The 18,163-nt window shown below is 58.8% G+C and carries 12 protein-coding genes, 3 tRNA genes and 3 rRNA genes; 3 read left to right on the plus strand and 15 right to left on the minus strand.

All coding sequences use genetic code 11. The features are described 5' to 3' along the window. The first annotated feature begins 40 nt into the window (after positions 1 to 40). Positions 41 to 1,324, plus strand: coding sequence for an MFS transporter (locus NK8_RS12420; RefSeq protein ID WP_213226528.1), 1,284 nt, complete (start codon positions 41 to 43; stop codon positions 1,322 to 1,324). A gap of 10 nt (positions 1,325 to 1,334) precedes the next feature. After that, on the plus strand, positions 1,335 to 2,876 hold the full coding sequence (locus NK8_RS12425) for a UxaA family hydrolase (protein ID WP_213226529.1): 1,542 nt from the start codon (positions 1,335 to 1,337) through the stop codon (positions 2,874 to 2,876). Positions 2,877 to 2,918: 42 nt separating this feature from the next. On the opposite strand, the gene NK8_RS12430 is transcribed toward NK8_RS12425, so the two are convergent. The 13 genes from NK8_RS12430 to NK8_RS12490 all read right to left on the minus strand — a co-directional run bounded on the left by NK8_RS12430 (position 2,919) and on the right by NK8_RS12490 (position 15,445). Then, complete coding sequence (locus tag NK8_RS12430) at positions 2,919 to 4,553, minus strand: NAD(P)/FAD-dependent oxidoreductase (protein ID WP_213226530.1); 1,635 nt, start codon at positions 4,551 to 4,553, stop codon at positions 2,919 to 2,921. Positions 4,554 to 4,704: 151 nt separating this feature from the next. Beyond that, positions 4,705 to 4,817 (minus strand): 5S ribosomal RNA (rrf, locus tag NK8_RS12435). Between the two features lie 133 nt (positions 4,818 to 4,950). Then, positions 4,951 to 7,837 (minus strand): 23S ribosomal RNA (locus tag NK8_RS12440). 299 nt (positions 7,838 to 8,136) lie between these two features. Continuing rightward, a tRNA-Ala gene (locus NK8_RS12445) sits at positions 8,137 to 8,212 on the minus strand. Positions 8,213 to 8,261: 49 nt separating this feature from the next. After that, a tRNA-Ile gene (locus tag NK8_RS12450) sits at positions 8,262 to 8,338 on the minus strand. Between the two features lie 62 nt (positions 8,339 to 8,400). Next, positions 8,401 to 9,932 (minus strand): 16S ribosomal RNA (locus NK8_RS12455). The 16S, 23S and 5S rRNA genes sit together here with 3 tRNA genes alongside, the layout of an rRNA operon. A gap of 394 nt (positions 9,933 to 10,326) precedes the next feature. Beyond that, positions 10,327 to 10,402 (minus strand) — tRNA-Thr (locus NK8_RS12460). A gap of 18 nt (positions 10,403 to 10,420) precedes the next feature. Then, positions 10,421 to 10,927: a ClpXP protease specificity-enhancing factor gene (locus NK8_RS12465; protein WP_162066418.1), complete on the minus strand. Its 507-nt coding sequence runs from the start codon at positions 10,925 to 10,927 to the stop codon at positions 10,421 to 10,423. Between the two features lie 64 nt (positions 10,928 to 10,991). Further along, positions 10,992 to 11,603, minus strand: coding sequence for a glutathione S-transferase N-terminal domain-containing protein (locus tag NK8_RS12470; protein WP_014192402.1), 612 nt, complete (start codon positions 11,601 to 11,603; stop codon positions 10,992 to 10,994). A 94-nt stretch (positions 11,604 to 11,697) separates the two neighbouring features. Continuing rightward, complete coding sequence (locus tag NK8_RS12475) at positions 11,698 to 12,453, minus strand: cytochrome c1 (RefSeq protein ID WP_213226531.1); 756 nt, start codon at positions 12,451 to 12,453, stop codon at positions 11,698 to 11,700. 23 nt (positions 12,454 to 12,476) lie between these two features. Further along, a complete protein-coding gene (locus NK8_RS12480) occupies positions 12,477 to 13,859 on the minus strand; it encodes a cytochrome bc complex cytochrome b subunit (protein ID WP_061180208.1) in 1,383 nt (460 codons plus the stop codon). Further along, positions 13,860 to 14,480, minus strand: a complete 621-nt coding sequence (petA, locus tag NK8_RS12485; RefSeq protein ID WP_213226532.1) for a ubiquinol-cytochrome c reductase iron-sulfur subunit — start codon at positions 14,478 to 14,480, stop codon at positions 13,860 to 13,862. It abuts the gene before it with no gap. Between the two features lie 218 nt (positions 14,481 to 14,698). After that, entirely contained in the window at positions 14,699 to 15,445 is a 747-nt protein-coding gene (locus NK8_RS12490; RefSeq protein WP_162066422.1) for a Nif3-like dinuclear metal center hexameric protein, read from the minus strand. Positions 15,446 to 15,465: 20 nt separating this feature from the next. Here NK8_RS12490 and NK8_RS12495 point away from each other — a divergent pair, with 20 nt between their 5' ends. Continuing rightward, positions 15,466 to 16,689 carry a S1C family serine protease gene (locus NK8_RS12495; protein ID WP_061180205.1) on the plus strand — a complete coding sequence of 408 codons (1,224 nt, stop codon included), beginning with the start codon at positions 15,466 to 15,468 and terminating at the stop codon, positions 16,687 to 16,689. Positions 16,690 to 16,777: 88 nt separating this feature from the next. On the opposite strand, the gene tatC is transcribed toward NK8_RS12495, so the two are convergent. Both tatC and tatB read right to left on the minus strand, forming a co-directional pair. After that, positions 16,778 to 17,554 carry a twin-arginine translocase subunit TatC gene (gene tatC / locus NK8_RS12500; protein ID WP_213226533.1) on the minus strand — a complete coding sequence of 259 codons (777 nt, stop codon included), beginning with the start codon at positions 17,552 to 17,554 and terminating at the stop codon, positions 16,778 to 16,780. A gap of 45 nt (positions 17,555 to 17,599) precedes the next feature. After that, a complete protein-coding gene (gene tatB, locus NK8_RS12505; protein ID WP_213226534.1) occupies positions 17,600 to 18,130 on the minus strand; it encodes a Sec-independent protein translocase protein TatB in 531 nt (176 codons plus the stop codon). Positions 18,131 to 18,163: the final 33 nt, after the last annotated feature.

Genomic DNA, 18,163 nt, shown 5'->3' on the forward strand with positions numbered 1-18,163 from the left:
GTCGGAATACATGAAGTGCCGCCCATTGAGGAGACGAACGATGCGCAAAATGCGTTGGGTAGTGATATTTCTGGCTTTTCTGGCAATCGCAATTAACTACATCGACCGCGCGAATCTTGCGGTCGCCGCGCCGCAGATCGAGAAAGCGCTCGGCATCGGCCCGGCTGAAATGGGCTTCATCCTGAGCGGCTTCTTCTGGAGCTATGCGCTCATGCAGATGCCGTTCGGCTGGTTCGTCGACCGCGTCGGTGCGCGCATCGCGCTGCCGCTGGCGGTGGGCTGGTGGTCGGTGTTCACGGCGCTGACCGCCGTCGCGACGAGCGTCTTCGGCATGTTCGGCTGCCGTCTGATGCTGGGCATCGGCGAAGCGGGCGCGTATCCGTCGTGCGCCAAGCTCGTGTCGCAATGGTTCAAGAAGGAACAACGCGCCTTCGCAACCAGCATCTTCGATAGCGGCTCGCGCGTCGGCTCGGCGCTGTCGATTCCCGTGGTCGCCCTCATCATCAGTTCGTTCGGCTGGGAAGCGTCGTTTGTCATCACCGGCGTGATCGGCTTCGTGTGGATTCTCGGCTGGTTCCTGATCTACCGTAACAAGTCGAAGGGCGATCTGACCGGCGAAACCGATGTCGCGCCGGTTCCGGTCGCGCCGAAGAACAAGGTGTCGTGGGCGTCTCTCTTCAAGTACCGCACGCTGTGGGGCATGATGCTCGGCTTTTTCTGCCTGAACTTCGTGATCTACTTCTTCATCACCTGGTTCCCGAGCTATCTCGTGCAGGCGCATGGCTTCTCGCTGAAGTCGCTCGGCACGCTCGGCACGATTCCCGCGCTGATGTCGATTCCGGGTGGCTGGCTCGGCGGCTATGTGTCGGACTCGCTGTTCCGGCGCGGCTGGAGCCTGACCGCCGCACGCAAGACCTGCATGGTCGGCGGCATGCTGCTGTCGTCGGTCATCACGCTTTCGGCGTTCGCGACCAACGTCTATCTGATGCTCGCATTCTTCGGCATCGCTTACGCCAGCCTTGCGTTCGCGGCCGCCAGCATCTGGTCGCTGCCGAGCGACGTCGCGCCGACGCCGGATCACGTCGCGTCGATCGGCGGCATTCAGAACTTCGCGTCGAACCTGGCGGGCATCGTCATCACGACCTTCACCGGCGTGATGCTCTCGATCACCAAGGGCTCGTTCGTGATTCCGCTGTGTGTCGCGGGCGGCTTCTGCTTCCTCGGCGCGTTCAGCTATCTTGTAATCGTAGGCAAGATCGAACCGCTCAATCTTGCCGAAGAAGAGCAAGCCCGGCGCGACAACCGCGCACCTTCCACGGTCTGAGAACAAAACCATGTCCACCACATCCACCGACCATGCGGTCATCCGGCTGCATCCCAATGACGACGTCGTGATCGCGACGCGTCAGTTGCTCTCCGGCGCGCGCATCGCGTCGGAGGATCTCGTCGTCGCCGGGCTGATCCCGCCGGGGCACAAGATCGCGACGCGCGATATCGCCGCGGGCGCGCCCGTGAAGCGCTACAACCAGATCATCGGCGTGGCGCGCGATGCGATTTCGCGCGGACAGCACGTGCACACGCACAATCTGTCTATGGCCGATTTCGCGCGCGAACACGAGTTCGGCGTCGATCTGCATCCGACGCCGTTCGTCGATGCGCCCGCGACGTTCATGGGCATTCGCCGCGACGACGGCCGCGTGGCGACGCGCAATTTTGTCGGCGTGCTGACGAGCGTGAACTGCTCGGCGACGGTGGCCCGCGCGATCGCGGATCACTTTCGCCGCGATGTGCATCCGGAAGCGCTCGCGGATTATCCGAACGTGGATGGCGTGATCGCGCTGACGCATGGTCTCGGATGCGGCATCGACATGCAGGGCGAAGGGCTCGGCATCTTGCGCCGCACGCTCGCGGGTTACGCGGTGCATCCGAATTTTCATGCGGTGCTGTTCGTCGGGCTGGGATGTGAGACCAACCAGATTTCGGGCGTGCTCGAATCGAGCGGCCTGAAGGACGGCGAAAAACTGCGCAGTTTCACGATTCAGGACAGCGGCGGCACGCGGAAGACGATCGAGCGCGGCATCGCGATCGTGAAGGAAATGCTCGCCGATGCTAATCGCGTCAAACGTGAGCCGGTGCCGGCTTCACATTTGATCGTCGGATTGCAGTGCGGCGGATCCGATGGTTATTCGGGCATTTCGGCCAATCCCGCGCTCGGCGCGGCGGTCGACAAGCTCGTCGCGAATGGCGGCACGGCGATTTTGTCGGAGACGCCGGAAGTGTATGGCGCGGAGCATTTACTGACGCGTCGCGCGGTGAGCCGCGAGGTCGGCGAAAAACTGCTCGCGCGTATCACGTGGTGGGAAGCGTATTGCGCACGCAACGGCGCGGCGATGGACAACAATCCGTCGGCGGGCAACAAGGTCGGCGGTCTCACGACGATCCTCGAAAAGTCGCTCGGCGCGGTCGCGAAGGGCGGAACGACGAATCTCGTAGAAGTGTACGAGTACGCTCAGCGCATCGATGCGAAAGGCTTCGTGTTCATGGACTCGCCCGGCTACGATCCGATGTCGGCGACGGGCCAGGTTGCGTCGGGTGCAAATCTGATCTGCTTCACGACGGGTCGCGGCTCGGCCTATGGATGCGCGCCCTCGCCTTCGCTCAAGCTCGCAACGAACACCGCGTTGTGGGAGCGGCAGGAAGAAGACATGGATATCAACTGCGGCGGCGTGATCGACGGCTCCGCGACCATCGAGCAGCTCGGTGAGCAGATCTTCCAGATGATGCTGGACTGTGCGTCAGGCGTGGCGTCGAAGAGCGAGCTTCACGGGTACGGGCAGAGCGAATTCGTGCCGTGGCAGGTCGGCGTGGTGACCTGATCAAGAGGCGCATCGCTTTCGCGGATGCGCCTTTTTTCTTCTTCAGGCTGTCGCCGCGTGCTGCGCCATCATTTGCAGCGCCACCGCCTCTGCGACTTCGATGCCATCGATGGCTGCCGAATAGATCCCGCCGGCATAACCCGCGCCCTCGCCTGCCGGATACAAACCGTCAACGTTGACGCTCTGATAATCGTCCTTACGACGCACGCGAATCGGTGACGACGTGCGCGTCTCGACGCCGGTCAACACGGCATCGTGCATCGCGAATCCATTGATCTTCTTGTCGAGTTCGGGCAAGGCTTCGCGGATCGCTTCGATCACGTAATCGGGAAGCGCTGTGCTCAGGTCGGTCGGCTTGACGCCCGGCTTGTACGAGGGAACAACCGAACCAAGCGACGTCGAAGCCCGACCCGCGATGAAGTCGCCAACGAGTTGGCCCGGTGCGCTGTAGTCGCCGCCGCCCAGTTCGAACGCGCGCTCTTCCCACTTGCGCTGGAACGCGATGCCCGCGAGCGGGCCGCCGGGAAAGTCGTCCGGCGTGATGCCGACGACGATGCCCGCATTCGCATTGCGCTCGGCGCGCGAATATTGGCTCATGCCGTTGGTCACGACGCGGCCCGGCTCGGAAGTCGCGGCGACGACCGTGCCGCCCGGGCACATGCAGAAGCTGTAGACCGCGCGGCCGTTGCTGCAGTGATGGACTACTTTGTAGTCGGCCGCGCCCAGCTTCTCGTGACCAGCGAATTTGCCGAAGCGGCTTCGATCGATCAAACCTTGCGGATGCTCGATGCGAAAGCCTAGCGAGAACGGTTTGGCTTCCATGTACACGCCGCGGTCGTGCAGCATCTGGAAGGTGTCGCGCGCGCTATGACCAACAGCCAGCACGACGTGATCGCAGCGCAGCGATTCGCCGGTCGAGAGTGTGAGTCCGCGCACCTTGCCGTTATCGATTTCGATGTCTTCGACGCGTTGCTGGAATCGCACTTCGCCGCCGAGCTGATGTATCTGCGCGCGCATCTTCTCGACCATGCTCACGAGCCGGAACGTGCCGATGTGCGGTCGGCTCAAGTACAGGATGTCCTCGGGCGCGCCTGCCTTGACGAATTCGTCGAGCACCTTGCGTCCGTAGTGCTTCGGATCCTTGATCTGGCTGTACAGCTTGCCGTCCGAAAACGTGCCGGCGCCGCCTTCGCCGAACTGCACGTTCGACTCCGGGTTGAGCTCGTTACGTCGCCAGAGACCCCATGTGTCCTTGGTGCGCTCACGCACGGCTTTGCCTCGCTCGAGGATGATCGGCCGGAAGCCCATCTGCGCGAGAATGAGGCCGGCGAAAAGCCCGCACGGCCCCATGCCAATGACGACAGGACGCAGCAGCGTCGAATGCGCCGGCGCGTTGGCCACGAAGCGATACGCCATGTCCGGCGTCGCGCTGCAATGCGGATGAGGACGCGATTCGAGACGCTTCAACACCGACGCTTCGTCTTGCAACTCGACATCGATGATGTAGGTGAGTTTGATATCGGCGCGCTTGCGGGCATCGTGTGCACGACGAAATACGTGAAAGCTCACGAGTTCGTTCGCGCCAACCCCGATCTCCGCGAGACGCGCGAGAACAGCAGATTCGATAGCCGATTCGGGATGATCGAGCGAGAGCTTGATTTCGCTTAGACGTAGCATGGGGAGATCGACGGCATTGGCCGCTCTTGGGGAATACGTATGGGATTTTAGCGCTTGCGCGGCGTGCGGCTGCCTGCTTCGCTATCGCGCGCAGCAGAAACGCAAAAACCCCACCTTTGCGGGGTGGGGTTTTTGTTTTACGGCATGAGGAGCCTGACGATTACCTACTTTCACACGGGAACCCGCACTATCATCGGCGTGGAGTCGTTTCACGGTCCTGTTCGGGATGGGAAGGGGTGGGACCGACTCGCTATGGTCATCAGGCATGACTTGTTGTTGAGCGCCTGTGGGCGCACAACCAATCTGGGAAGAAGCGGTAAAGAATTCGGGCGGCGATTGTCGCACACGCTGTACTCGCCAGTGCGGGCTCCTGAGGAGGCACAAACACACTGGTTATAGGATCAAGCCTTACGGGCAATTAGTATCAGTTAGCTCAATGCATTACTGCACTTACACACCTGACCTATCAACGTCCTGGTCTGGAACGACCCTTCAAGGGGCTCGAAGCCCCGGGGATATCTCATCTTAAGGCGAGTTTCCCGCTTAGATGCTTTCAGCGGTTATCTCTTCCGAACATAGCTACCCGGCGATGCCACTGGCGTGACAACCGGTACACCAGAGGTTCGTCCACTCCGGTCCTCTCGTACTAGGAGCAGCCCCCTTCAAATATCCAACGCCCACGGCAGATAGGGACCAAACTGTCTCACGACGTTTTAAACCCAGCTCACGTACCTCTTTAAATGGCGAACAGCCATACCCTTGGGACCGGCTACAGCCCCAGGATGAGATGAGCCGACATCGAGGTGCCAAACACCGCCGTCGATATGAACTCTTGGGCGGTATCAGCCTGTTATCCCCAGAGTACCTTTTATCCGTTGAGCGATGGCCCTTCCATACAGAACCACCGGATCACTATGACCTGCTTTCGCACCTGCTCGACTTGTCGGTCTCGCAGTTAAGCACGCTTATGCCATTGCACTATCAGCACGATTTCCGACCGTACCTAGCGTACCTTCGTACTCCTCCGTTACACTTTGGGAGGAGACCGCCCCAGTCAAACTGCCTACCATGCACTGTCCCCGATCCAGATCATGGACCAAGGTTAGAACCTCAAACAAACCAGGGTGGTATTTCAAGGACGGCTCCACGCAAACTAGCGTTCACGCTTCATAGCCTCCCACCTATCCTACACAGATCGGTTCAAAGTCCAATGCAAAGCTACAGTAAAGGTTCATGGGGTCTTTCCGTCTAGCCGCGGGGAGATTGCATCATCACAAACACTTCAACTTCGCTGAGTCTCGGGAGGAGACAGTGTGGCCATCGTTACGCCATTCGTGCAGGTCGGAACTTACCCGACAAGGAATTTCGCTACCTTAGGACCGTTATAGTTACGGCCGCCGTTTACCGGGACTTCAATCAAGAGCTTGCACCCCATCATTTAATCTTCCGGCACCGGGCAGGCGTCACACCCTATACGTCCACTTTCGTGTTTGCAGAGTGCTGTGTTTTTATTAAACAGTCGCAGCCACCAGTTTATTGCAACCCTTTCACCCTCCTGGCGCAGGCCAGTCAAGCTACAAGGGCGTACCTTATCCCGAAGTTACGGTACCAATTTGCCGAGTTCCTTCTCCCGAGTTCTCTCAAGCGCCTTAGAATACTCATCTCGCCCACCTGTGTCGGTTTGCGGTACGGTCACTATTAGACTGAAGCTTAGAGGCTTTTCTTGGAACCACTTCCAATTGCTTCGCTTCCGAAGAAGCTCGCGCCACACCCTTGAATTACGCGCCCGGATTTGCCTAAGCGCCTTCTCCAATGCAGAGACCGGGACGTCCAACACCCGGACAACCTTCCGCGATCCGTCCCCCCATCGCATCTAACAATGGTGCAGGAATATTGACCTGCTTCCCATCAGCTACGCATTTCTGCCTCGCCTTAGGGGCCGACTCACCCTACGCCGATGAACGTTGCGTAGGAAACCTTGGGCTTACGGCGAGGGGGCTTTTCACCCCCTTTATCGCTACTCATGTCAGCATTCGCACTTCCGATACCTCCAGCATGCCTTTCGACACACCTTCGCAGGCTTACGGAACGCTCTCCTACCACACACGTATCTTTCAACGTGTATCCGCAGCTTCGGTGACTGGCTTGAGCCCCGTTACATCTTCCGCGCAGGACGACTCGATCAGTGAGCTATTACGCTTTCTTTAAAGGGTGGCTGCTTCTAAGCCAACCTCCTGACTGTTTTAGCCTTCCCACTTCGTTTCCCACTTAGCCAATCTTTGGGACCTTAGCTGGCGGTCTGGGTTGTTTCCCTCTTGACACCGGACGTTAGCACCCGATGTCTGTCTCCCGTGATTGCACTCTTCGGTATTCGGAGTTTGCTATGGCGTAGTAATCCGCAATGGACCCCACAACCATGACAGTGCTCTACCCCCGAAGGTGATACACGAGGCACTACCTAAATAGTTTTCGGAGAGAACCAGCTATTTCCAAGTTTGTTTAGCCTTTCACCCCTATCCACAGCTCATCCCCTAACTTTTCAACGTTAGTGGGTTCGGTCCTCCAGTACGTGTTACCGCACCTTCAACCTGGCCATGGATAGATCACTTGGTTTCGGGTCTACGCCCAGCAACTGATCGCCCTATTCGGACTCGCTTTCGCTACGCCTGCCTTAATCAGTTAAGCTCGCTACTGAACGTAAGTCGCTGACCCATTATACAAAAGGTACGCCGTCACCCGTTTCCAGGCTCCGACTGTTTGTATGCATGCGGTTTCAGGATCTATTTCACTCCCCTCCCGGGGTTCTTTTCGCCTTTCCCTCACGGTACTGGTTCACTATCGGTCGATCACGAGTATTTAGCCTTGGAGGATGGTCCCCCCATCTTCAGACAGGATTTCACGTGTCCCGCCCTACTTGTCGTACACCTAGTTCTTTCAACCTATTTTCGCCTACAGGGCTATCACCTGCTAGGGCCGCACTTTCCAGAGCGTTCGGCTAATAAGTCAAATAAAGAGTACAGGCTGATCCCATTTCGCTCGCCACTACTTTGGGAATCTCGGTTGATTTCTTTTCCTGCGGTTACTTAGATGTTTCAGTTCACCGCGTTCGCTTCGCTAGACCTATGTATTCAGTCTAGGATGACCCATACGGGCCGGGTTTCCCCATTCGGACATCTACGGATCAAAGCTCGTTTGCCAGCTCCCCGTAGCTTTTCGCAGGCTACCGCGTCCTTCATCGCCTGTGATCGCCAAGGCATCCACCACATGCACTTGTTCGCTTGACCCTATAACGAGTGTGTCTGCTTGCGCTTGTCACGTCCCGTTACAGGCTGAGTATTCGCGTTGTGCCGTATTCCAAAGCGATCTCTCGATCACCTTTTCATACTTGATACAATCACTACCCTTAAATCTCTACTCACACCCATCTCTAAGTGCTTTCGCGATTCTCTTTACTACTTCTTCCAGATTGTTAAAGAACGTTTAGCCGATCGGGTCACTTCACTACCCAACAGCATCAACTGGCTATAGTCGCCAATGCTTAAGGTTCGCTGCCGTTTTAGCAGAACCCTAAGCATTGAGGACTTGGTGGAGGATGACGGGATCGAACCGACGACCCCCTGCTTGCAAAGCAGGTGCTCTCCCAGCTGAGCTAATCCCCCTTCCGTGGCCTGACTACGAGTTGCCTCTCATCAGCACGCCTCTCTCGGGTGGTGGGTCTGGTTGGATTCGAACCAACGACCCCCGCCTTATCAAGACGGTGCTCTAACCGACTGAGCTACAGACCCTTAGCCTGTCTTTCTTACAGCCGATAAGCGTGAGCGCTTAATGTTGAAGTGCGAAGCTCGAGAAAGGAGGTGATCCAGCCGCACCTTCCGATACGGCTACCTTGTTACGACTTCACCCCAGTCATGAATCCCACCGTGGTAAGCGCCCTCCTTGCGGTTAGGCTACCTACTTCTGGTGAAACCCACTCCCATGGTGTGACGGGCGGTGTGTACAAGACCCGGGAACGTATTCACCGCGGCATGCTGATCCGCGATTACTAGCGATTCCAGCTTCACGCAGTCGAGTTGCAGACTGCGATCCGGACTACGATCGGTTTTCTGGGATTGGCTCCACCTCGCGGCTTGGCAACCCTCTGTTCCGACCATTGTATGACGTGTGAAGCCCTACCCATAAGGGCCATGAGGACTTGACGTCATCCCCACCTTCCTCCGGTTTGTCACCGGCAGTCTCCTTAGAGTGCTCTTGCGTAGCAACTAAGGACAAGGGTTGCGCTCGTTGCGGGACTTAACCCAACATCTCACGACACGAGCTGACGACAGCCATGCAGCACCTGTGCGCCGGTTCTCTTTCGAGCACTCCCACCTCTCAGCGGGATTCCGACCATGTCAAGGGTAGGTAAGGTTTTTCGCGTTGCATCGAATTAATCCACATCATCCACCGCTTGTGCGGGTCCCCGTCAATTCCTTTGAGTTTTAATCTTGCGACCGTACTCCCCAGGCGGTCAACTTCACGCGTTAGCTACGTTACTAAGGAAATGAATCCCCAACAACTAGTTGACATCGTTTAGGGCGTGGACTACCAGGGTATCTAATCCTGTTTGCTCCCCACGCTTTCGTGCATGAGCGTCAGTGTTGGCCCAGGGGGCTGCCTTCGCCATCGGTATTCCTCCACATCTCTACGCATTTCACTGCTACACGTGGAATTCTACCCCCCTCTGCCACACTCAAAGCCTGCCAGTCACCAATGCAGTTCCCAGGTTAAGCCCGGGGATTTCACATCGGTCTTAACAGACCGCCTGCGCACGCTTTACGCCCAGTAATTCCGATTAACGCTCGCACCCTACGTATTACCGCGGCTGCTGGCACGTAGTTAGCCGGTGCTTATTCTTCCGGTACCGTCATCCCACCACCATATTAGGGCGATGGTTTTCTTTCCGGACAAAAGTGCTTTACAACCCGAAGGCCTTCTTCACACACGCGGCATTGCTGGATCAGGGTTGCCCCCATTGTCCAAAATTCCCCACTGCTGCCTCCCGTAGGAGTCTGGGCCGTGTCTCAGTCCCAGTGTGGCTGGTCGTCCTCTCAGACCAGCTACAGATCGTCGCCTTGGTAGGCCTTTACCCCACCAACTAGCTAATCTGCCATCGGCCGCCCCTATAGCGCGAGGTCCGAAGATCCCCCGCTTTCTTCCGTAGATCGTATGCGGTATTAATCCGGCTTTCGCCGGGCTATCCCCCACTACAGGACACGTTCCGATGTATTACTCACCCGTTCGCCACTCGCCACCAGGGTTGCCCCCGTGCTGCCGTTCGACTTGCATGTGTAAGGCATGCCGCCAGCGTTCAATCTGAGCCAGGATCAAACTCTTCAGTTCAAACCTGTTACTGTTTTTCGGTTCCGTTAAGAACCGGTCGCTCACTCAACGTACTGACGATGATTAATCATCCTAAGATGAAAAACCTTCCTCTGATACTTCGTGTGAGACTCTTGATACTTTTGCTATTGCCTCAGCCCCGAAAGACTGAAACCGCACTCGCTATCAAGCGCCCACACTTATCGGCTGTTAGTTTTTAAAGAGCACATCGCAAGAATCACATCAACTTCTGTCTTGCGTCGCTGCATCAGCAGCAGAGAAACGAGATTATGAACAACGTTTCGGTTTCTGTCAACAAAGTTTTAAAGTTTTTCTTATCGACTCAACCTACTTATCCAACCGACTTAAAGCAAACGGGCCGTGCGGACATCGCACGACCCGTCGACATAAGTCTTGGTGCCGGCTGCAGGACTCGAACCCGCCACCTGATGATTACAAATCAACTGCTCTACCAGATGAGCTAAGCCGGCGAAGAGCGAGATTCTACTTCATTTAACGACTTTGAGGTGAGACCGCACAGGCGATTTCGAAGCATCGTCCTCGACGCCCGCCTGCGAGTCATCTTTCGACGATTCCGCCGCGGACTCCGCTCGCTCGCTCGCTGGTTCCTCGATACGCCGAGTCTCGCGCTCGACCGATCGCGACCCAAGAGGAGCGCCCGCGAGATCCGGGCCGGAATGCGATTGCTCAACCGGAAACGCCATCCCCTGACCGTTCTCTCGCGCATAAATAGCGAGCACGTTGGCAACCTGCACTTCGATCTTGTGCGACTTGCCGGAGAAGCGCGCGCTGAACTCGATCCACTCGTTGCCCATCTGCAGCTGGCTCGTCGCCTCGAAACTGATGTTCAACACGATCTCGTCGTTGCGCACAAACTGCCGCGGCACGCGCGTGGCGGCATCGACCCGTACGGCGATGTGGGGCGTGAAGCCGTTGTCCGTGCACCACTCATACAGTGCGCGCAACAAGTACGGCTTGGTGGAAATCTCTTGCATCAACTTTCCTCTGTCGGAATACGGCTGCGCGAAATCCGCGCCGCCGCGTTCCAACGCACTCAAACTATCGACGCATCACCTTTTCGGAAGGCGTCAGCGCTTCAATATAAGCCGGACGGCTGAAGATCCGCTCGGCGTACTTCATCAACGGTGCGGCGTTCTTCGACAGCTCGATGCCGTAGTGATCCAGACGCCACAGCAGCGGCGCGATCGCGACGTCGAGCATCGAAAACTCTTCGCCCAGCATGTACTTGTTCTTCAGGAAGATCGGGGCGAGCTGCGTGAGGCGGTCGCGGATCGCGCCGCGCGCCTTCTCGTGGTTCTTCTCGGCGGCCTTGCCCTTTTCATTCTCGAGCGTGCCGACGTGAACGAACAACTCTTTCTCGAAATTCAGCAGGAACAGCCGCGCGCGGGCACGTTGCACCGGATCTGCCGGCATGAGTTGCGGATGCGGGAACCGCTCGTCGATGTATTCGTTGATGATATTCGACTCGTACAGGATCAGGTCGCGCTCGACGAGAATCGGCACCTGGCCGTACGGGTTCATCACCGCGATGTCTTCCGGCTTGTTGAACAGATCGACGTCGCGAATCTCGAAATCCATGCCCTTTTCGAACAACACCAGCCGGCAGCGCTGGGAGAACGGGCAAGTAGTGCCGGAATACAGAACCATCATGTTTTTAAAGTTCCTTCAGTAAACTCGAAGGGCCGGCTGCGGCGCTTTCCTCCCGGAAAACGCCGTCGCGCCGACCCACGCCGTCGAGGGCGCGCTATTTGATATCTTTCCAGTATGCCGCGTTCAGGCGCCACGCGAGGAAACTCAAGAGCGCCAGGAACAGCAAAACCCAGACGCCGAGCCGCTTGCGCGTCTGCTGCGCGGGTTCCGCCATCCACGACATGTACGAAACGAGATCCGCCACACTTGAATCATAATCCACGGACGACATGGCACCCGGTGTAACCTGAGTGTAACCCACGAATCTTCTTACCTTTTCGCCGGTCTTTTCATCCGTATCGGTCTCGAATTTAGCATCCCGGATGCCCTGAAGCGTCCACAGTACGTGCGGCATCCCGACATTCTCGTACACGCGGTTGTTCCAGCCCGTGGGCCGCGTCGGATCACGGTAGAAACTGCGCAAGTACGTATAGAGCCAGTCCTTGCCACGCGCCCGCGCCTCGACCGACAAATCCGGCGGCGATGCCCCGAACCACGCCTTCGCGTCCTCCGGGCGCATCGCGATGGACATCGTATTGCCGACCTTGTCGGTCGAGAACAGCAGATTCTCCTGAATCTGCTGCTGACTGATGCCGAGATCGGTCAGCCGGTTGTAACGCATCAAATTCGCGCTATGGCAATTCAGGCAATAGTTTACAAAGATTTGCGCGCCGTGCTGAAGGGACGCGAGGTTGTCCGAGCTATCGGGCGCCCGGTCGAGCACCGCCTCTTCCTCCGCATGCACGGGCGCCGCGGTGAACGCGAACAGCATCGCTGCGATCATCGATATTGTAGAGAGCCATTTTTTCATCGTATTTGTCTCCGGACGTGCGCTCAGTGAGGTTTGTAGTGCACTCGCTCAGGCGGCGTCTTGAACTTGCCGCGCGGCGTCCAGAAAGGCATGCCGAGGAAGAACGCAAAGTAGATCAGCGCGCAGATCTGCGCAATCAGCGTCGCGGCCGGCGATGGCGGTCGCGTGCCCAGGAACCCTAGCAACAGGAACGCGAACACGAAGATCGCATAGAAGACCTTGTGGAACAGCGGCCGGTAACGGATCGACTTCACCGGGCTGCGATCCAGCCACGGCAGGAAGAACAGCGACACCACCGCGGCGCCCATCACGACCACGCCCCAGAACTTCGATTCCGTCAGCGCCATGAAGATCAGCACCAGCACCGCGAGCACCGGCAGGCCGAGCCGCCACTTGCCGCGCGCCTTCAGCAAAGCCAGCAGACCGAGCACCGCGATCACGATCATCAGCACGATCTTGAACGGATCGGTGGTGGCGCGAAGCATCGCGTAGAACGCGGTGAAGTACCACACGGGTGCGATTTCCGGCGGGGTCTGCAACGGGTTGGCCGGCACGAAGTTGTTCGCTTCGAGGAAGTAGCCGCCCATCTCCGGCGCGAAGAAGATGATCGCCGCGAAGATCAGCAGAAACACGCTCACGCCCATGAAGTCGTGAACCGAGTAATACGGATGGAACGGAATGCCGTCGAGCGGGATGCCGTCGGCGCCCTTCTTCGCCTTGATCTCGACGCCGTCCGGATTGTTCGAGCCGACCTCGTGCAGCGCGACCAGATGCGCGACGACGAGTCCGATCAGCACCAGCGGAATCGCGATGACGTGGAACGCGAAAAAGCGATTGAGCGTGACGTCCGACACGACGTAATCGCCGCGAATCCACAACGACAGGTCCGGGCCGATGAACGGAATCGCCGAGAAGAGGTTCACGATCACCTGCGCGCCCCAGAACGACATCTGCCCCCACGGCAGCAGGTAGCCGAAGAACGCCTCGGCCATCAGGCAGAGGAAGATCGCGCAGCCGAAGATCCACACGAGCTCGCGCGGCTTGCGATACGACCCGTACATCAGCCCGCGGAACATGTGCAGATACACGACGACGAAGAACATCGACGCGCCCGTCGAGTGCATGTAGCGGATCAGCCAGCCCCACGGCACTTCGCGCATGATGTACTCGACCGATGCGAACGCGAGTGTTGCATCGGGCTTGTAGTTCATCGTCAGGAAGATGCCCGTGACGATCTGGTTGACCAGCACCAGCAGCGCGAGCGAGCCGAAGAAGTACCAGAAGTTGAAGTTCTTCGGCGCGTAGTATTCGGAAACGTGTTTCTTCCAGGTCGAAGTCATCGGAAACCGGCGATCGATCCAACCGGTCAGGCCCGTTGTCTCCACTTCCTTGTCTGCGGTCGCCATTTACGCCTCTCCCTTTTCGTCCTTGCCAATCACGAGTTGCGTCGCGGAAGTGAACATGAACGGCGGAATGTCCAGGTTCTGCGGCGCGGGCTTGTTCTTGAAGACGCGGCCGGCCATGTCATAGGTCGAGCCGTGGCACGGGCACAGGAAACCACCCGGCCAGTTATCGGGGAGATTGGGTTGGGGACCTTCGGTGAAACGTGGAGTCGGCGTGCAGCCCAGATGCGTGCACACGGCAACGGCCACGAAGATGTTCTTGTGATCGGCGCGCGAACGGAACTCGTTGTTGCAGTACTCCGGCAACGGCATCGAGAACTCCATTTTGGACTTCGGGTCCGCCACTTCGTTGTCGGCCTTCTTGACGTCGGCCAGCATTTCGTCGGTGCGGTTCACGATCCACACCGGCTTGCCACGCCAGGCGACGGTCATCATTTCGCCCGGCTTGAGTCCGCTGATATCGACCTCGACGGGCGCGCCCGCCGCCTTGGCCTTTTCAGATGGTGCAAACGAACCTACGAAAGGAACTACGGTTGCCACCGCGCCGAAACCACCCACTGCGGTCGTCGCAATCAGCCAGGTACGGCGGCCGCCGTCGACGCGTTTTTCTTCCTTGTCTCGCATCACACGCCCCACTTCTGAGTTGGATTTATACCGTCACATCAGTCGTTCCGCCGCTAGTGTGCGCGAATGGAGTTAGCATTTACAAGGGCTGACTAGCAAAAATCACTCGAAGTGATTGATGCTTCAGGGTTTTCCCCACGTTTCTCGCGCAATCTCGTGAAGCATTCATTTAAGCCGGCTGCAAGCGCCAATAATGAGCGCGCCGGCTTAATGACGTATTAAACAGGATTATCGATATCGATAAAAACATGTTCGATATCGAATTGCTCGGACAGGTGCGCGCCCACGGCCTGCACGCCGTAGCGCTCCGTCGCGTGGTGGCCCGCGCCGATGTACGCCACCCCCGATTCCGCGGCGATATGCATGGTCTGCTCCGAGACTTCGCCGCTCAGATAGACGTCCGCGCCCGCCGCAATGGCTTCTTCGAAATAGCCTTGCGCGCCGCCCGTGCACCACGCCACGCGCCGCAGTTCCTTGTCGGTATCGCCGAACACGAGCGGCTTTCTGCCGAGCGCGTTCTCGACCATCACGCTGAAGTGTTCGAGCGACAGCGGCATCGCGAGCGTCGCGATCCAGCCGAGATCCTGATCGGCAAAACGGCTGTCCGCGATCAAACCGAGCCGCGCGCCGATCTGCGCGTTGTTGCCGAATTCCGGATGCGAATCGAGCGGAAGATGGTAGGCGAAGAGATTGATGTCGTTGGCGATGAGCGTGCGCAGCCGCCGGTGCTTGCGGCCCGTGATCTGCGGCGCCTCGTTGCGCCAGAAGTAGCCGTGATGCACGAGCACGGTGTCCGCGCCCCACTCGAGCGCGGCTTCGAGAAATGCCTGCGAGGCGGTCACGCCGGTCGCGATCTTGTGCACGCGGCGCGCGCCCTCGACCTGCAGACCATTAGGGCAATAGTCCTTGAAGCGGCCGATTTCCAGCAGATTGTTCAGATACAATTCGAGTTCGATCCGATCCATGAATTCCTCTATCCCTTCAAATGCTTAGACGCTTCTGGCTATTTTTTGCCCAAGCGGTCACCGTGCTTTTGGCCCTGATGTTCATCATCGCGACCTTGAAACCGCAGTGGCTTCAACGTCAAGGTCAATTCGGCAAGCAGCTTGCCGAGCCGATCGTCGCGTTGCAGGAGGTCGCGCCGAGCATCGGCTCTCGCCCGCTCCAGTCGTCCTTCTCGGAAGGCGCGCAAAAGGCGATGCCGGCCGTCGTGAACGTTTTCTCCAGCAAGGACGGCAACCTGCCGCCCGACCCGCGTGCGAAAGACCCGCTGTTCCGCTACTTCTTCGGTGACAAGAACAAGCGCAAGAGCGATGAGCCGCCTGCGTCGAATCTGGGCTCCGGCGTCATCGTCAGCTCGGAAGGTTACATTCTAACGAACCAGCATGTCGTCGACGGGGCGGATCAAATTGAAGTCGCCCTCGCCGATGGTCGCACGTCCAGCGCGAAAGTGATCGGCGTCGATCCCGAAACCGACCTCGCCGTGCTGAAGATCAACATGACCAACCTGCCGGCCATCACGCTCGGCAGGATGGATCAGACGCGTGTCGGCGATGTCGTGCTCGCGATCGGCAATCCGTTCGGCGTAGGCCAGACGGTCACGATGGGCATCGTCAGCGCGCTCGGGCGCAATCACCTTGGCATCAACACGTTCGAGAATTTCATCCAGACCGACGCGGCCATCAATCCCGGCAACTCGGGCGGCGCACTGGTGGATGTGAACGGCAATCTGCTCGGCATCAACACCGCGATCTACTCGCGCAGCGGCGGCTCACTCGGCATCGGCTTCGCGATTCCCGTGTCGACCGCGCGCAGCGTGCTGGAGAGCATCATCACGACGGGCACGGTCACGCGCGGCTGGATCGGCGTGGAACCGCAGGACGTGACGCCGGAAATCGCCGAATCGTTCGGGCTGGACCAGAAGTCGGGCGCGATCGTGGCGGGCGTGCTGCAGGGCGGCCCGGCGGACAAGGCGGGCATCAAGCCGGGCGATATCCTCGTGTCCATCAACGAAGACGCCATCACCGACACCACGCGCCTCTTGAATGTCGTCGCGCAGATCAAGCCAGGCACATCGGTGAAGGTTCACCTGATGCGCAAGAACAAGGAGCTGGACGTCAACGTGATGATCGGCAAGCGTCCCGCGCCGCCACGCGCAGCGCAGATGCCGGACGACGAAGGCGATCAGGGTGACCAGGGCGACGAATAGAACCTCGTCGCGCTGAAAGCAAAAAGGCAGCTTCGAGAAATCGAAGCTGCCTTTTTTTGCACCACCGCGCCGCGACAATAAGCCGCACCTACTCCGCGGCCGCTTCCTCGCTTTTAACCCGTTCCTTGCCGACCACCAGCCGCGCCGCGATGATCCCCGCCTCATACAGGATGACGAGCGGAATCGCGAGAATCAGCTGCGAGAAGACGTCCGGCGGCGTGACGACCGCCGAAATGACGAACGCGCCAACGATCACGTAAGGTCGAATCTGCTTGAGCTTCTGAATTGACACGACGCCCATGCGCGCGAGCAACACCACGACGATGGGCACCTCGAACGTCACGCCGAACGCGAGGAACATCGTCAGCACGAAGCTCAGGTAATTGTCGATATCCGTCGTCATTTCCGCGCCGAGCGGCGCGTTGTAGTGCGCCATCACGCGGAAGATCGTCGGGAAGACGACGAAATACGCGAACGCCATGCCGCACAGGAAAAGCGTGTAGCTGCTGAACACCAGCGGCGCGACGAGCTTCTTCTCGTGCTGATACAAGCCGGGCGCGACGAACGCCCAGACCTGATACAGCACGATCGGCAGCGCGATCACGAAGGCGACGAGCATCGTCACCTTCATCGGGACGAAGAACGAGCCGGTGACGTCGGTGACGATCATCTTGCCGTCGGCCGGCAGGTTCTGCATCAGCGGACGCGCCAGCAGCTTGAAGATGTCCGGCGCCCAGTACACCAGCGAGACGAACACCACGATGACCGAAGCCCCTGCGCGGATGATGCGGTCGCGCAATTCGACCAGATGCGAAATGAACGTCTCTTCGACGGGCTCTTCTTTAGTGTGTTGCGGGTCGCTCACGCCGGCCCTCGGTAAAAATCATCGATGGAAGGAAACGCGGCTCGCTCAGAAGAACTTCGTCTGCCGGCGCAGGGTGGCGGGCGTGTGACGCGCAACGCGCGCCGCGCCCGACTGAACCCGCGTACGACGCGAGGTCGTGCGCTTGTACCAGTTGGGAATCGCGGCTTGCTTGACGCGCCAGTTCTTGCGCTTGACCGACGTCGATGACGACGTGCTGGCCCAAGGCTTGTCCGACGCGGCGCTGTCCGCCGATTCCGCCGCGCCGCCCGCGATGCTCGGCGCGACCGACGTACCCTCCTTCCATGCATCGTTCAATTCGGATTCGTGGCGACGCAGTGTGTCGTGAATCGACGACTCCACGTTCGACGCCGCGGTTTCGAACTCGGTGCGCATTTTCTTCAGCTCATCGAGTTCCATTTCACGAGTGACTTCCGACTTGACGTCGTTGATGTAGCGCTGCGCGCGCCCGAACAGCGCGCCCGCGGTGCGGGCGACGCCGGGCAGGCGCTCCGGTCCGAGGACCACCAGCGCCACGACGCCGATGACCGCCATTTTGGTCAGACCGAGATCGAGCATTGAACGAGAAGTGAATGGTTGCGGTCGGCGGCC

The organism is Caballeronia sp. NK8 (assembly GCF_018408855.1).
In the GTDB taxonomy this organism is placed as follows: domain Bacteria; phylum Pseudomonadota; class Gammaproteobacteria; order Burkholderiales; family Burkholderiaceae; genus Caballeronia.

Bases quoted from the DNA above. Each gene is read 5' to 3' on its own strand.
- NK8_RS12420 (WP_213226528.1), top strand. From the start codon at position 41: ATGCGCAAAATGCGTTGGGTAGTGATATTTCTGGCTTTTCTGGCAATC.
- NK8_RS12425 (WP_213226529.1), top strand. From the start codon at position 1,335: ATGTCCACCACATCCACCGACCATGCGGTCATCCGGCTGCATCCCAAT.
- NK8_RS12430 (WP_213226530.1), bottom strand. From the start codon at position 4,553: ATGCTACGTCTAAGCGAAATCAAGCTCTCGCTCGATCATCCCGAATCG.
- NK8_RS12465 (WP_162066418.1), bottom strand. From the start codon at position 10,927: ATGCAAGAGATTTCCACCAAGCCGTACTTGTTGCGCGCACTGTATGAG.
- NK8_RS12470 (WP_014192402.1), bottom strand. From the start codon at position 11,603: ATGATGGTTCTGTATTCCGGCACTACTTGCCCGTTCTCCCAGCGCTGC.
- NK8_RS12475 (WP_213226531.1), bottom strand. From the start codon at position 12,453: ATGAAAAAATGGCTCTCTACAATATCGATGATCGCAGCGATGCTGTTC.
- NK8_RS12480 (WP_061180208.1), bottom strand. From the start codon at position 13,859: ATGGCGACCGCAGACAAGGAAGTGGAGACAACGGGCCTGACCGGTTGG.
- petA (WP_213226532.1), bottom strand. From the start codon at position 14,480: ATGCGAGACAAGGAAGAAAAACGCGTCGACGGCGGCCGCCGTACCTGG.
- NK8_RS12490 (WP_162066422.1), bottom strand. From the start codon at position 15,445: ATGGATCGGATCGAACTCGAATTGTATCTGAACAATCTGCTGGAAATC.
- NK8_RS12495 (WP_061180205.1), top strand. From the start codon at position 15,466: ATGCTTAGACGCTTCTGGCTATTTTTTGCCCAAGCGGTCACCGTGCTT.
- tatB (WP_213226534.1), bottom strand. From the start codon at position 18,130: ATGCTCGATCTCGGTCTGACCAAAATGGCGGTCATCGGCGTCGTGGCG.